Origin of the sequence: Xanthobacter sp. (genome assembly GCF_041911315.1) — a bacterium.
GTDB classification, from domain to species: Bacteria; Pseudomonadota; Alphaproteobacteria; order Rhizobiales; family Xanthobacteraceae; genus Xanthobacter; species Xanthobacter aminoxidans.
In genome coordinates, this window is the sequence record NZ_JAYRPE010000065.1 from 56,328 (window position 1) to 70,142 (window position 13,815).

Consider the following 13,815-nt stretch of genomic DNA (forward strand, 5'->3'; position numbering starts at 1 on the left):
GTGTTCGGCGTCAGATGCGGCGCAGCAGGAGGAGGGCGGTGGCGATGCCGCCGGCGAACATGGCGGCGACGGCGACGGTGGAGGACACGGCAAGCTGCGCCATGCCGGACAGGCCATGGCCGGAGGTGCAGCCATCGGCGATGCGGGCGCCGAACAGCATCACGAAGCCGGCGCCGAACGCCACCGCATAGCGGACGCCGGGGCTCGCCGTGCCGAGCGCCCGCGACCAGATGGGCGAGATCGGCTGGCGGCGGGCGCCGGAGATGCGCATGGAGAGGAAGGCACCGATGGCGACGCCGACGACCAGCGCCACCTGCCACCAGTTCTTGCCAGTGGCGGCGATGTGCTTGGCCACATAGTCGATGTTGGTCACAGCCGGGTCGATCCACGACGCGGCGATGCCGCCGACGGTGACATAGGACGAGGAGGCGCCGAGCGCCGTCTCGATGAGCAGGAAGGCCGGCACCTGCAGAAGGCCGATGAGAATGCCGGCCACGTAGGGCGACCACGCCTTGGCCTTCAGCGAACAGGCGAAGCCTGAACCGGACCCGCCCCGGGCCTGTGCGATCTCGCTCATGGGGTTCCTCCTTGACGGTGCGTCGTGACGACGTCCAAATCCCTTGACATTCAAAAAAATGAAATTCTAATTCTTGAATGTCAAGAGGCACGACGTGGGGTCAACAGGTCCCGAGCGTGCCCGGCATCCGCCGGCAGGACCGGCGGGCGCACCAATTGGAGGAAACCATGTCGCGGATCGTCATCCTCGGCGCCGGGCTCGGCGGCGTCATCATGGCCTACGAGATGAAGGAGAAGGTGGGGGCGAAGCACGAGGTGGTGGTGGTCAACAAGGGCTCCACCTACAGCTTCGTGCCGTCCAATCCATGGGTCGCCGTCGGCTGGCGCAAGCCCGAGGAGATCACGGTGGACCTCACCAAGGTCTTCCAGTCGCGCGGCATCCGCCTCATGCCCATGGGTGCGAAAAGGCTCGATCCGAAGACCAATTCCATCGAACTGAACGACGGCGAGACGCTCGATTACGATTATCTCGTCATCGCCACCGGTCCCGATCTCGCCTTCGACGAGGTGGAGGGGCTCGGCCCCGCCGGCCATACGCAGTCGGTCTGTCTCACCGACCATGCCGCCGAGGCGCGCACGGCGTTCGATGCGCTGGTGCGTTCACCGGGGCCGATCGTGGTCGGGGCGGCGGCGGGCGCCTCCTGCTTCGGGCCGGCCTATGAATTCGCCTTCATCCTCGATGCCGCCTTGCGCAAGGCCAAGGTCCGCGACCGCGTGCCCATGACCTTCGTGACGCCCGAGCCCTATATCGGCCATCTCGGCCTCGACGGCGTGGGGGACACCAAGGGCCTTCTGGAGGGCGCGCTGCGCGAGAAGCACATCAAGTGGATCACCAACGCCCGCGTCGCCCGCGTGGAGGCCGGCCGCATGAGCGTGGAGGAGGTGAACGAGGATGCGAGTGTGAAGGCGACCCACGATCTGCCCTTCGCCTTCTCCATGATCCTGCCCGCCTTCCGCGGCGTGCCGGCGGTGTCCGGCCATGAGGGGCTTTCCAATCCCCGCGGCTTCGTCATCGTGGACCGGCACCAGCAGAGCCCGGCCTATCCGAACATCTTCGCCATCGGCGTCTGCGTCGCCATCCCGCCCATGGGCAAGACGCCGCTGCCGGTGGGCGTGCCCAAGACCGGCTTCATGATCGAATCCATGGTCACGGCCACCGCCGCCAACATCGCCGCGCTGCTCGCGGGAGAAAAGCCGCGGGCGGTGGCGACGTGGAACGCGGTGTGCCTTGCCGATTTCGGCGACGGCGGAATCGCCTTCATCGCCCAGCCGCAGATCCCGCCGCGCAACGTCAACTGGTCGTCGCAGGGCGCGTGGGTCCATACCGCCAAGGTCGGATTCGAGCGCTACTTCCTGCACAAGGTGCGGCAGGGCGTGAGCGAGACCTTCTACGAGAACGCCGCCCTGAGCCTGCTCGGCATCAAGAAGCTCAAGGAAGTGCGGATGGAGGAGGCGGGGCCGGTCTGAGCAAAGGCCCATGAGTAACCTCATGGGCCTTTGACCAAGCCCGCGCGGCGCTTGAGCGCCAACCCACCCGGCACCGGTCAAGGACCGGGGCCGAGGGAATGACCTTTGCTCACGGGATCAGCATCCGCACGATGGCCTCGGCGGCGGCTTCGGCATCCATGGCGGTGGTGTCCACGCGCAGCTCGGGAGCGGCGGGGGCTTCATACGGGCTGTCGATGCCGGTGAAGTTCTTGAGCTGGCCCGCGCGGGCCTTCTTGTAGAGGCCCTTCACGTCGCGCCGCTCGGCCTCGGCCAGCGGCGTGTCGATGAACACCTCGAAGAATTCGCCCGGCTGCATCATGCCGCGCACCATGTCGCGCTCGGCGCGGAACGGGCTGATGAAGGCGGTGATGACGATGAGGCCGGCATCGGTCATCAGCTTCGCCACCTCGCCCACGCGACGGATGTTCTCCACCCGGTCGGCGGCGGTGAAGCCGAGGTCCTTGTTCAGCCCGTGGCGCACATTGTCGCCGTCGAGCAGGAAGGTGTGCCGGTTCATCCGGGCCAGCTTCTTCTCCACCAGATTGGCGATGGTGGACTTGCCCGCGCCGGACAGGCCCGTGAGCCAGACCACCGCCGGCTTCTGGTTCTTCAGCGCGGCATGGTGCTCGCGGGAGATGTCGGTGGCCTGCCAGTGGACGTTGTCCGAACGCCTGAGCGCGAAGTGGATCATGCCCGCGCCGACGGTGGCATTCGTCATCTTGTCGATGAGGATGAAGCCGCCCAGCTCGCGGTTTTCCGCATAGGGCTCGAACGGGATGCGCCGGTCGGTGGCGATGTTGCAGGAGCCGATGGCGTTCAGCTCCAGCGTCTTCGCCGCCAGATGGTCCATGTTGTTGACGTTCACCTGGTACTTGGGCTCGGTGATGGTGGCGGACACCGTCTGGGTGCCGAGCTTCAGCCAGTAGGGGCGGCCGGGCAGCATGGGCTGCTCGTCCATCCACACGATGACCGCCTCGAACTGGTCCGCCGCCTGCACCGGGGCCTCCGCCGCCGCGATCACGTCGCCGCGCGAGCAGTCGATCTCGTCAGCGAGGCACAGGGTGACGGACTGGCCCGCCACGGCCTCGGCAAGATCGCCGTCCAGCGTCACGATGCGCGCCACCGTGCTGGTCTTGCCCGAGGGCAGGACGCGGATGGCATCGCCCGGCTTCACCGTGCCGGAGGAGATGAGGCCGGCAAAGCCGCGGAAGTCGAGGTTGGGCCGGTTGACCCACTGCACCGCCATGCGGAACGGCTTTTGCGCGTCATGGGCGGCGTCGATCTCCACGCTCTCCAGATGCGCCATCAGCGTCGGGCCGGAATGCCACGGCGTGTTGGGGGAGAGGGTGGTGATGTTGTCGCCCTTGAAGCCGGAGATGGGCAAAGCGACGAAGTCCGTGATGCCGATGGAGGTGGCGAAGGCCCGGTAGTCGGCGACGATCTGCTCGAACACCTCGCGGCTGTAGCCCACGAGGTCCATCTTGTTCACCGCCAGCACGATGTTGCGGATGCCGATGAGGTGGGCGAGGTAGGAGTGGCGCCGGGTCTGGGTGAGCACGCCCTTGCGCGCGTCGACGAGAATTACCGCGAGGTCGGCGGTGGAGGCGCCCGTCACCATGTTGCGGGTGTACTGCTCGTGGCCGGGGGTGTCGGCGACGATGAATTTGCGCTTCTCCGTGGCGAAGAAGCGGTACGCCACATCGATGGTGATGCCCTGCTCGCGCTCAGCGGCGAGGCCGTCCACGAGGAGCGCAAAATCCAGTTCCTGCCCCTGCGTGCCGACCTTCTTCGAGTCGGCCTCCAGCGCGGCGAGCTGATCCTCGAAGATCATCTTGGAATCGTAGAGCAGCCGCCCGATGAGGGTGGACTTGCCGTCGTCCACGCTGCCGCAGGTGATGAAGCGCAGCATGGTCTTGTGCTGGTGGACATCGAGATACTTGTCGATGTCCTCGGCGATGAGGGCGTCGGTCTTGTAGACGGGATCGAGGGGCTCGCTCATCAGAAATACCCCTCCTGCTTCTTCTTCTCCATGCCGGCGCCACCGGCATCCTTGTCGATGGCGCGGCCCTGCCGTTCGGACGTGGTGGTGAGGAGCATTTCCTGGATCACCTGCGGCAGGGTGTCGGCCGTGCTCTCCACCGCGCCGGTGAGCGGATAGCAGCCGAGCGTGCGGAAGCGCACCGAGCGCATCTGCGGCTCCTCGCCGGGGCGTAGCGGGAAGCGGTCGTCATCCACCATCAGGATCAGGCCGTCGCGCTCCACGGTGGGGCGCGGGGCGGCGAAATAGAGCGGCACGATGCGGATGCCTTCGAGGTGGATGTATTGCCAGATGTCCAGCTCGGTCCAGTTGGAGATGGGGAAGACGCGCATGCTCTCCCCCTTGTTCTTGCGGGCATTGTAGAGGTGCCAGAGTTCCGGCCGCTGGTTCTTCGGGTCCCAGCGGTGGTTGGCGGAGCGGAAGGAGAAGACGCGTTCCTTGGCGCGGCTCTTCTCCTCGTCGCGGCGGGCGCCGCCGAAGGCCGCGTCGAAGCCCCACTTGTCCAGCGCCTGCTTCAGGCCCTCCGTCTTCCACATGTCGGTGTGGAGCGGGCCGTGGTCGAACGGGTTGATGCCCTTTTCCAGCGCTTCCGGATTCTGGTGGACGAGGAGGTCCATGCCGGCGTCGCGCGCGGCTTCGTCGCGCAGCTCGTACATGGCGCGGAACTTCCAGGTGGTATCCACGTGGAGCAGCGGGAAGGGCGGCGGGGAGGGAAAGAAGGCCTTTTTGGCAAGATGCAGCATCACCGCCGAATCCTTGCCCACCGAATAGAGCATCACCGGGCGCTCGGCCTCGGCGACGACCTCGCGCATGATGTGGATGCTCTCCGCCTCGAGGCGCTGGAGATGGGTCAGGCTCATCTTGTCTTCGCTCTTCGGTCCCAACGCGACGCAACGGACGGCGCAGGGACACCGCCCTATTCCGCATCTGTGAGATGTGGATATCTTATTTCTACTCCACATTCCGACAAAAGGCGAGCCGCCTGCGCGGGGGCAGGCGACGCGCGTCATTGCGCGCGGCACCGGCCCGGCGGGCTTTGACCGAGATCGCGATCTTGTATGGAAGCTTTGAAGGGGGGAGCTGCGGACGGCGCAAGGGGGCGGCAATGCCGCCCGCAGCTCTTGTCCCCACCGGCGGTGTTTGCGGCCACGCCGGCGGAGGGAGGCAGCTTTGCCGTTCGTGGAGGCCACCGCATCGGTACGAGGTCCGATTTCGGTCAGCGGCTCCGGCAACGGGCTGCAATCACCCCTGCAGTCTAGCTCAGATTGACCTGACAACAAACCGTCTGGACGGTTTTTATCCGAAATATTTTCGCCCCGGTATCTTGGTCCGTCGCAGCGGTGTCCAGGGATGGAATTGCGGTGTCCGGGGATGCCGGATGCCGCCCGTGCAGGTCAGGAGGCGGTCAGGAGGTGGGCCGGCGGGAGCGCCGCGGCTTGTCGGCTTCCGCAGGGGCGGGGGGCTCGGCTGGCCAGTTTCGATCGTCGAGCAGGTATTCGAACATCCGGTCGCGCTCGACGTCCCCCAGCGGGCAGGTGCCCAGCATGGCCGAGAGGGCGAGCCCACGGGCGGAGAACAGGCGGGCCAGCGAGCGTCCCGGATCCCTCGCCTGGCTGACGATGAGCGCGATGGTCTGCTCGTCGCGCTCGCGCACCGGGCTCATGAAGGCGGGCTCCTGCGACGCCACGCCGAGGATGGCGAACGCGATGGAGTTCGAGCCCTTCACGATCTCGCGGAACACGGCAATCTGCGCGGCGAGCGCCGGCTCGGCGTAGGCCGCACCGTGCTCCGCCACGAAGGCTTCGGCGAACTGCGTGTAGTAGTCCGCCTGATACTCCAGCAGGGCCGCGAGCACGGCGCGCTTGTTGGGGAACTGGTGCAGCAGCCCACCCTTGCTGACGCCGCTCTCCTTGGCGATGGCATCGAGGGTGAGGCGGCCGGCGCCGTCGCGGGCGATGATGGCGAGGGCCGCCTCGATGACGGCCGCCTTCGTGCGTTCGGAACGCGTGGTGTTATCCATGCCTCGGGCGGCCCCGGCGCCGCGCGAAAAAGGCAGCGCCCGCACAGGACATACCGTCGATGCCGTCGGCGAGACAAGTCATTCCGACACCACCAGCGGCGCGCCGTGGCGCCCCCCGCGTCTCACGGCGCGGGGTGCCGTTGCGTCGTGTGCCCGAAGCCATTCCGGTTCGCCGGAAAGCCTTCAGGTTTTCGACGCGACCCATGTCCTTCACGCGACCCGGAATCCACTTCGCGTGAAAATGGTCTAGCGCCCGCCCATCACATACTCGCCGCGCTCGTGCACGGTGTTGGCGCGGCCCACCAGCAGCGTCTCCAGCGGGCCGATGCGCTTCTGGTCCTTGTCCTTGTAGGGCAGGGAATGCAGCACGTAGCGCATGGCATTGATGCGGGCGCGCTTCTTGTCATCGGACTTGATGACCGTCCAGGGCGAATCCGCCGTGTCGGTGTGGAAGAACATGGCTTCCTTGGCGCGGGTGTAGTCGTCCCACTTGTCGAGGGAGGCGAGATCCACCGGCGAGAGCTTCCACTGCTTCAGCGGATGCACCTTGCGCTCCTTGAAGCGGCGGCGCTGCTCCTCCCGGCTCACCGAGAACCAGAACTTGATGAGGTGGATGCCGCTGCGCACGAGGTTGCGCTCGAACTCCGGGGCCTGGCGCAGGAACTCTCGGTATTCGTCATCCGTGCAGAAGCCCATCACCCGCTCGACGCCGGCCCTGTTGTACCAGCTCCTGTCGAACATCACGATCTCGCCGGTGGTGGGCAGGTGCTCCACATAGCGCTGGAAATACCACTGGCCGCGCTCCACCTCGCTGGGTTTCTCCAGCGCCACCACCCGCGCGCCGCGCGGATTGAGGTGCTCCATGAAGCGCTTGATGGCGCCGCCCTTGCCGGCCGCGTCGCGGCCCTCGAACAGGATGATGACCCGCTGGCGGGAATCCTTCACCCACGACTGGAGCTTGAGAAGCTCGGTCTGGAGGATGAACTTCTGCTGCTCGTAGTCCCGCCGCAGCATCTTGTACTTGAAGGGATAGCCGCCGGTGCGCCAGTCGTCGGACAGCTCGTCGCTGGTCACGCGCGGATGGCCCGTGGGCTTGGGCATGCCCAGCGACTTGCGCAGCCGCACGGCGTCGTCGGGCGAGGCGCCCGCGAGGATGGCGGCGATGCCGGCCTTCACGTCATCCACGCCCGCCGCCGTGGTGGGCTGGGCCGCTTCAAGGGAGGCCGACAAAGCGGCGACGGCGGACAGTTCCGCCTCCTGCGCCGCCAGCTGGCGTTCCTCGGCCAGCGAGCGCTCCATCTCGGCGGGAATGGCATCGGTGCCGGCCGCGGGCGGGAGGTCGTCGTTGCTCGCCATGCTGTGCTCCTTCGGCGCCGAGGCGCGCGCCATCCGCGGCTGAAAAACCGCGTGAAAACATGGGCCTTAGCCGGCTGAAGAGCGTTGATCGAGATCAAGGGAGAGGGGAGGTAGGGGGCGGCGTCCTCGCGTTCCGGACGCGTGCGGCGCCATCATTTCCGCTTGTCATCGCCCGGCTCGTCTGGGCGATCCACGGTGCGGCCGGATCGATCTTTCGAACATGGCTTAGGCGGCTCGGTGGTTCGCCCGGCTCGTCCGGGCGACGACGGCTGCGCGGGAGCCCCGGCGCGTCGTTGATCCTCGGAAGGGGGCCTACCCCTCATCCGTCACGCGGCGTCGCCGCGCGCCACCTTCTCCCGCAAGGGGAGAAGGTATACCCCCGGTGCCCTCACTTCGGGGCGAACTGCCCGTAGAGGTGCTTCAGGACTTCGGTGGTGGCGGCCTCGGCCTTTTGGCCGGGATAGTTGGTGACGGCCTCCACCGACATGTCGCTCGCCGGCTCCACCAGGATCTTGGCGAAGTTCATGCTGTTGGAGCCGTTGTGGGTGAGCACCGGCGTCTTCGTCCAATCCAGCTTCACGACGCCCCAGCCGAAGGCGTAGTCGCCGGTGGAGGGGGTGCCGGGGGGCGGGTCCTTGAACGGCGGGGTGGTGACACGGGGCTTGTGGATGACGGCCAGCGTCTCCGGCGAGACGATGTGCGGGCCGCGCTTGCCTTGGCCCGCGTTCCAGTCGCCCCAGCGGGCGAAGTCCAGCACCGACATGTGGCCGATGCCGGCCGGGCCGACCACGGGCGGAATGTCCGCCGACGGTCCCCAGGCCATGGGCGTGGCATTGCCCTTGTCGTCGAGCATGTGGCCGATGGGCGCGTCATACTTGCCGAAGGTGGCCTGCGGGCCGAAGCCGGCGCTCTTCAGGCCGAGCGGCGCATAGATGCGCTCCTCCACCAGGCGCTCCCACGGCCTGCCGGAAACCTCTTCCAGCATGGCGCCGGCGAAGATGTAGCCGAGGTTGGAATACTGGAACGGCGAGCCGGTCTTGGGCACCTCCGGGGCGTGCGTCTTCCAGCGCTCCAGCGCGTCGAGGCGCAAGGCGGTGGTGGTTTTCTCGAAGCCCACCGGATTGAAATAGATGCCGACGATCTCCTCGTTGTCGGAGGGGATGCCGCTGGTGTGGGAGAGAAGCTGCTCCAGCGTCACCGCAGCGAGCTTCGGGTCCATGTCCTTCACCTTGCCGCCCAGCACCTCGCCGAGCGTGCTCGTCCACTTGATCTTGCCCTCCTCCACCAGCGTTCCGGCGACGGTGGCGGTGAAGGCCTTGGTGTCGGAGCCGAGATGGAAGCGGTCCTCCGCCGTCACCGGGATGTCGAGGCCGATGGCGCGCTTGCCCACGGCCCCCGCCGCGATGATCTCGCCCGAGCGGGTGACGGCAGCGGCCAGCGCCGGCAGGCCATATTTGGCGCGCACGCCTTCGAGATAGAGGTCGAGGCTTTCGGCGGCCTGCACCGGCGTCGACAAAGCGAGGGCTGCCGCAAGGCCCAGTGCGAAGGCGTGGAAGACGCCTGGTTCCGAACGCCTGAAATCCATGGACGATCCCCCTGTCGCCGCGCCGTTGATCCGGCCAAGCGTGGCCGTATGAACGCAGGCAAACGGGCCCGCTGGCAAGGGACATTCGGCGGTGCGGGCGGCGGCGCTGGCGTGCCCGGGCAACACGGATGCGGCCGTTCATCCGGCTACACGCCGGCCCTCCGGGCGTGTAGAACCGAAGGCAAAGCTCAAGCGCGCGACCGCCCGCAGAGGCGAGTGGCTGCCGGTGTGCCCGCAGCCGGACGCGCGAGGAGGAAACGCATGTACGCCGCCCCGCCTGCCGTGGTCGCCCGCCCGTTCGTGGTGATGCCCGATGCCCTCAGGATAGAGGGTCGCCGCTCCGAGTGGAGCGAGGTCCAGTTCGGCGGCGTGCCGCTGACGACCTTTCTTGAAGGCCCCTCCTTCGATCGCGCGGGCAATCTGTGGGTTGTGGACATCCCGTGGGGGCGGCTCATCAAGGTGACGCCGCAGGGGAAGGTCAGCGTCGAGGCGGAGTATGACGGCGAGCCCAACGGCCTGAAGTTCCACAAGGACGGCCGCGGCTTCATCGCCGACCACCGGCACGGCATCATGGTGTTCGATCCCGCCACCGGCCGGGTAGAGCCTTATCTCGAACGGGCGATGCTCCAGCGCTTCAAGGGCGTGAACGACCTGATCTTCGCCAGCAACGGCGACCTCTATTTCACCGACCAGGGCCAGACCGGCTGGCATGACCCGTCCGGCCGCCTCTATCGCCTGCGGACAGACGGGCGGCTCGACCTCGTGCTGAAGGGCATCCCCAGCCCCAACGGCCTCGTGCTCAACAAGACCGAGACCGTGCTCTTCCTCGCCGTGACGCGGGCCAACGCCATATGGCGCGTGCCGCTGATGCGCGACGGCACGGCGAGCAAGGTGGGCACCTTCATCCAGCTCTCGGGCGGCGGCGGGCCGGACGGCCTCGCCATCGACGAGGAGGACAACCTCGTCGTCTGCCACATGGGCCTCGGTTCGGTCTGGCTGTTCAGCGCGCTCGGCGAGCCGATGCTGCGCATCCGGTCGCCGGAGGGCCATCTCACCACCAATTGCGCCTTTGGCGGGCCGGACAACCGGACGCTCTTCATCACCGAATCGAAGACCGGCACCATCCTCACCGCCGATCTGCCGGTGCCGGGCCGGCGCATGTATTCCCACGCCTGAAATCAGGGGCGGGGATCTTCGGCCTCATGGCCGGGCGTGGTGCGGCGGGGCCCCACCACGCGGTCTGTTCCGCATCTCTCCGCCGTATCGGCAGAGGCTGCCGCTCAGGCCTTGTATTCGTAGAGCAGGCGGGCGCGGATGGTGCCTTCCAGCGCGCGGATCTCGGCGAGGATCGCCTGGCTGTCCACGGCGGAGGCGTCCGCATCGAGCACCACGTAACCGATGTCGGCATTGGTCTCGTAATACTGCGCGGCGATGTTGACCGCGTGGCGGGCCAGCACCTCGTTGAGGCGGCCGAGCATGCCCGGCAGGTTGCGCTGAACCTGGATGAAGCGGGTGCCGGTGGGACGCGCCGGCAACTGCACCTGCGGGAAGTTCACCGCGCCCATGGTGGAGCCGGTGTCCGAATAGTCGAGCAGCTTGCGGGCCACCTCGGCGCCGATGCGCTCCTGCGCCTCCTCGGTGGAGCCGCCGATGTGCGGGGTGAGGATGACGTTGGCGAGGCCCTGCAGCGGGGAGACGAACTTCTGGCCGTTGGCGCTGGGCTCCACGGGGAACACGTCCACCGCCGCGCCACGCAGGCGGCCTTCCTTCAGCGCGTCGGCGAGGGCGTCGAGGTCCACCACCGTGCCGCGGCTGTTGTTGATGAGATAGGCGCCCTTCTTCATGGCGGCGATCTCGGCGCGGCCGATCAGCCCGTGGGTGGCGGGGGTCTCCGGCACGTGCAGGCTCACCACGTCGCTCTGGGAGAGCACCTCGGCCATGGTCGCCACCGGCTCGGTGTTGCCGTGACGGAGCTTGTCGGTGTGATCGTAATAGATCACCCGCATGCCCATCGCCTCGGCGAGGTTGGAGAGCTGCGAGCCGATGTTGCCGTAGCCGATGATGCCCAGCGTCTTGCCGCGCACCTCGTGACTGTCGGTGGCCGACTTGTCCCACAGGCCCTCATGGGCGGCGGCGGAGCGGTTGGGGATGCGGCGCAGCAGCATCACGATCTCGCCGATCACCAGCTCCGCCACGCTGCGGGTGTTGGAGAAGGGGGCGTTGAAGACCGGGATGCCGGCGATGCGGGTGGCGTCGATGTCCACCTGGTTGGTGCCGACGCTGAAGCAGCCGATGGCGATGAGCCGGTCCGCCGCCTCGAGCACCTCGGCGGTGATCTGGGTGCGCGAGCGGATGCCGAGCAGGTAGACGCCCTTCAGCGCCTCCTTCAGCGCGTCCCCGTCCAGCGCCTTGGGCAGGCGGGTGAGGTTGGTGTAGCCGGCGGCGAGCATCATCTCCACGGCGCTGTCGTTGACGCCTTCGAGCAGCAGCACCTTGATCTTGTCGCGGGACAGGGAAAGCTGGGGGGCGTTTTGGGTCACGGGGCGCGACGTCCTTCGGCGGTCAACAGGCGAACCCGCGCGGAAATGAGCTGCCGCAAATGAGGTTCGGCTTGAAATGGTGGTTGCCGGGTGGCGGTTGCGGCCCGGCGGCGGCGCGAAATTAGCGATTTTGCCGCGCCAGTCCAGAGATCGCGCGCCTTTGCCGCGGCTGGGACGTGACGCTGGGGCAGGGGTGGGGCCGCTCTGCGCGGCGGGCTCGCCCCTCAATCCTCGCGCGAGGAGGGGTGGAAGCGGTCGGTCAGCGCCAGAACGGCGTAGGCGGCGACAAAGATGATGTTGGCGACCACCAGCCACTTCACCTGCGCCTCGCTCACGTCCGTCTCCAGCCGCATCAGCGCCTTCAGGAGCGTGATGCCGGTGATGGCCATGAGCGAGGCGAACAGCTTCAGCTTCAGCCCCGAGAAGGAGATGCGCGTCATCCAGACCGGAGAGGAGGGCGTGTCGGCGCGGTCGATCTTCTCGACGAAATTCTCGTAGCCCGAGGAGATCACCACCACCAGCAGCCCGCCCACCAGGGCAAGGTCGATGAGGGTGAGGATGCCCATGATGACGTGCGTCTCGTTCATGCTCGGCAGGGCGATGGCGAAGCGCACGAGTTCCAGAAGGAAGGCGACGACGAGCAAGGCGAGCGCCACCGAGAGCCCCGCGAACAGCGGCACCATGGCCCAGCGGCTCAGCGTCACCAGCCTTACGATCGCCTTGCGCATCGCCTCGTCCCCCTTCCGCTCAGAAGCTGCCGACCAGCGTGCCGAGCCCGATCACCACGGCCAGCGCGATGAGGGCGCCCACCACGGCGGCCATCACGATGTCGAGGTAGCCTTCCTTGTGGGTCACGCCGCACACGGAGAGCAGCGTCACCACTGCGCCGTTGTGGGGCAGGCTGTCCAGCGTGCCGGAGCCGATGACGGCGACGCGGTGCATGAGGGACGGGTCCATGCCGATCTCGTGGGCGATCTTCATGTAGGTCGGCCCCAGCGCGTCGAGGGCGATGGTGAGGCCGCCGGAAGCCGAGCCGGTGAGGGCGGCGAGGATGTTGGTGGCCACTGCCAGCGACACCAGCGGCCCGCCCTCGATGCCCAGCACGAAGTTGCGCACGTCGGTGAAGGCGGGCAGCGCCGCGACGATGGCGCCGAAGCCCACGAGGCTCGCCACCGACAGGATGGGCAGCACCGAGGCGTTGGCGCCCGCCGTCATGGTGGCGCGCAGCTCCGGCACGCTGGTGAAGTTGATGATGATGCAGGTGACGATGGCCGCCGCCAGCGCCACGATCACCGACCACACGCCACCCACCGCCGAAAGCGTCACGCCGCCCCACTGGGGATCGGCGAGGAAGCTCACGTCCATGCGCGGCAGCACCACGAAGGACATGAGCAGGTTGACGACGATCACCACCACGATGGGCAGCGCCGCCAGCAGGATGGGCGGCGCGCGGGGGGATTCATCGCTGGAATGGATCTCGGAGGGATCGAACGGGCCGGCCGTCGAGGCGCGCTCGCGCACGATGGGGTCGTCCGCTGCGAGGTCCGCGCTCTCGTCCGGAGCGGCGATGAGCGAGCCGAAGCCCTCGCCGGCGGCACGCGCCGTATTTTCCCGCCGCTTCAGCCACCACATGCCGAAGCCCAGCATGATGAGCGAGGCGATGATGCCGAGCCCCGGCGCCGCGAACGGCGTGGTGCCGAAGAACGGCATGGGGATGGCGTTCTGGATGGAGGGCGTGCCGGGCATGGCCGACATGGTGAAGGTGGAGGTGCCGAGCGCGATGGCCGCCGGCATCAGGCGGCGTGGCACGCCGGCCGCGCGGAACAGCGCGACGCCCATGGGCGCGAGCACGAAGAAGGCGACGAACAGCGACACGCCGCCATAGGTGACGATGGCGCCGGCCAGCACCACCGCCAGGATGGCGCGGCTGGGGCCGAGCTTTTCCGTCATGTAGTTGGCGATGGAGGTGACCGAGCCGGAATCCTCCATCAGCTTGCCGAATACTGCCCCCAGCAGGAACAGCGGGAAGAATTGCGCGACGAAATCCGCCGCGTTGCGCATGAAGGTCTGCGTCCAGCTCGCCAGCAGCGGCTCGCCGGAGAAGGCGGCCGCGATCAGGCCCGCGATGGGCGCGAGGATGAGGATGGAAGAGCCGCGGAAGGCCAGGAAGATGAGGACGGCGAGGCCGACCAGAATGCCGATGAGACCCATG

General features: G+C 67.6%; 11 protein-coding genes. 2 read left to right on the top strand and 9 right to left on the bottom strand.

Annotated elements, in window-relative coordinates:
- Positions 1–10 precede the first annotated feature (10 nt).
- On the bottom strand, positions 11–577 hold the full coding sequence (locus tag ACE3QW_RS18445) for a YeeE/YedE thiosulfate transporter family protein (protein WP_374253096.1): 567 nt from the start codon (positions 575–577) through the stop codon (positions 11–13).
- 167 nt (positions 578–744) lie between these two features.
- Here ACE3QW_RS18445 and ACE3QW_RS18450 point away from each other — a divergent pair, with 167 nt between their 5' ends.
- Positions 745–2,043: an NAD(P)/FAD-dependent oxidoreductase gene (locus tag ACE3QW_RS18450; protein ID WP_374253098.1), complete on the top strand. Its 1,299-nt coding sequence runs from the start codon at positions 745–747 to the stop codon at positions 2,041–2,043.
- A 109-nt stretch (positions 2,044–2,152) separates the two neighbouring features.
- Here ACE3QW_RS18450 and cysN read toward each other — a convergent pair whose 3' ends face one another.
- The 5 genes from cysN to ACE3QW_RS18475 form a co-directional block, all read right to left on the bottom strand.
- Positions 2,153–4,063: a sulfate adenylyltransferase subunit CysN gene (gene cysN, locus ACE3QW_RS18455; protein WP_374253099.1), complete on the bottom strand. Its 1,911-nt coding sequence runs from the start codon at positions 4,061–4,063 to the stop codon at positions 2,153–2,155.
- Positions 4,063–4,962: a sulfate adenylyltransferase subunit CysD gene (gene cysD / locus ACE3QW_RS18460; RefSeq protein ID WP_250167367.1), complete on the bottom strand. Its 900-nt coding sequence runs from the start codon at positions 4,960–4,962 to the stop codon at positions 4,063–4,065. The genes cysN and cysD overlap by 1 nt, the downstream gene beginning before the upstream one ends.
- 545 nt (positions 4,963–5,507) lie before the next feature.
- Positions 5,508–6,122 (bottom strand): TetR/AcrR family transcriptional regulator, encoded by a 615-nt coding sequence (locus ACE3QW_RS18465; RefSeq protein ID WP_374253102.1) that lies wholly within the window; start codon positions 6,120–6,122, stop codon positions 5,508–5,510.
- 246 nt (positions 6,123–6,368) lie between these two features.
- A complete protein-coding gene (ppk2, locus tag ACE3QW_RS18470) occupies positions 6,369–7,478 on the bottom strand; it encodes a polyphosphate kinase 2 (RefSeq protein ID WP_250167369.1) in 1,110 nt (369 codons plus the stop codon).
- A 388-nt stretch (positions 7,479–7,866) separates the two neighbouring features.
- Positions 7,867–9,063, bottom strand: a complete 1,197-nt coding sequence (locus ACE3QW_RS18475) for a serine hydrolase domain-containing protein (RefSeq protein WP_374253104.1) — start codon at positions 9,061–9,063, stop codon at positions 7,867–7,869.
- 261 nt (positions 9,064–9,324) lie between these two features.
- Between ACE3QW_RS18475 and ACE3QW_RS18480 the strand changes: the two genes are divergently transcribed.
- Entirely contained in the window at positions 9,325–10,239 is a 915-nt protein-coding gene (locus ACE3QW_RS18480; protein ID WP_374253106.1) for an SMP-30/gluconolactonase/LRE family protein, read from the top strand.
- Between the two features lie 104 nt (positions 10,240–10,343).
- Here the strand turns inward: ACE3QW_RS18480 and serA are convergent, their stop codons facing one another.
- From serA to ACE3QW_RS18495, 3 genes are all read right to left on the bottom strand, one after another.
- Entirely contained in the window at positions 10,344–11,603 is a 1,260-nt protein-coding gene (serA, locus tag ACE3QW_RS18485) for a phosphoglycerate dehydrogenase (protein WP_374253108.1), read from the bottom strand.
- 224 nt (positions 11,604–11,827) lie between these two features.
- Complete coding sequence (locus ACE3QW_RS18490; RefSeq protein ID WP_029555840.1) at positions 11,828–12,331, bottom strand: YqhA family protein; 504 nt, start codon at positions 12,329–12,331, stop codon at positions 11,828–11,830.
- A 19-nt stretch (positions 12,332–12,350) separates the two neighbouring features.
- Positions 12,351–13,814, bottom strand: a complete 1,464-nt coding sequence (locus ACE3QW_RS18495; RefSeq protein ID WP_374253110.1) for a GntP family permease — start codon at positions 13,812–13,814, stop codon at positions 12,351–12,353.
- Between the last annotated feature and the right edge of the window lies 1 nt (position 13,815).

Coding starts and splice junctions, on each gene's coding strand:
- ACE3QW_RS18465 (WP_374253102.1), bottom strand. CDS start 6,122: ATGGATAACACCACGCGTTCCGAACGCACGAAGGCGGCCGTCATCGAG.
- ACE3QW_RS18490 (WP_029555840.1), bottom strand. CDS start 12,331: ATGCGCAAGGCGATCGTAAGGCTGGTGACGCTGAGCCGCTGGGCCATG.
- ACE3QW_RS18475 (WP_374253104.1), bottom strand. CDS start 9,063: ATGGATTTCAGGCGTTCGGAACCAGGCGTCTTCCACGCCTTCGCACTG.
- ACE3QW_RS18480 (WP_374253106.1), top strand. CDS start 9,325: ATGTACGCCGCCCCGCCTGCCGTGGTCGCCCGCCCGTTCGTGGTGATG.
- ACE3QW_RS18495 (WP_374253110.1), bottom strand. CDS start 13,814: ATGGGTCTCATCGGCATTCTGGTCGGCCTCGCCGTCCTCATCTTCCTG.
- ACE3QW_RS18450 (WP_374253098.1), top strand. CDS start 745: ATGTCGCGGATCGTCATCCTCGGCGCCGGGCTCGGCGGCGTCATCATG.
- ppk2 (WP_250167369.1), bottom strand. CDS start 7,478: ATGGCGAGCAACGACGACCTCCCGCCCGCGGCCGGCACCGATGCCATT.
- cysD (WP_250167367.1), bottom strand. CDS start 4,962: ATGAGCCTGACCCATCTCCAGCGCCTCGAGGCGGAGAGCATCCACATC.
- ACE3QW_RS18445 (WP_374253096.1), bottom strand. CDS start 577: ATGAGCGAGATCGCACAGGCCCGGGGCGGGTCCGGTTCAGGCTTCGCC.
- cysN (WP_374253099.1), bottom strand. CDS start 4,063: ATGAGCGAGCCCCTCGATCCCGTCTACAAGACCGACGCCCTCATCGCC.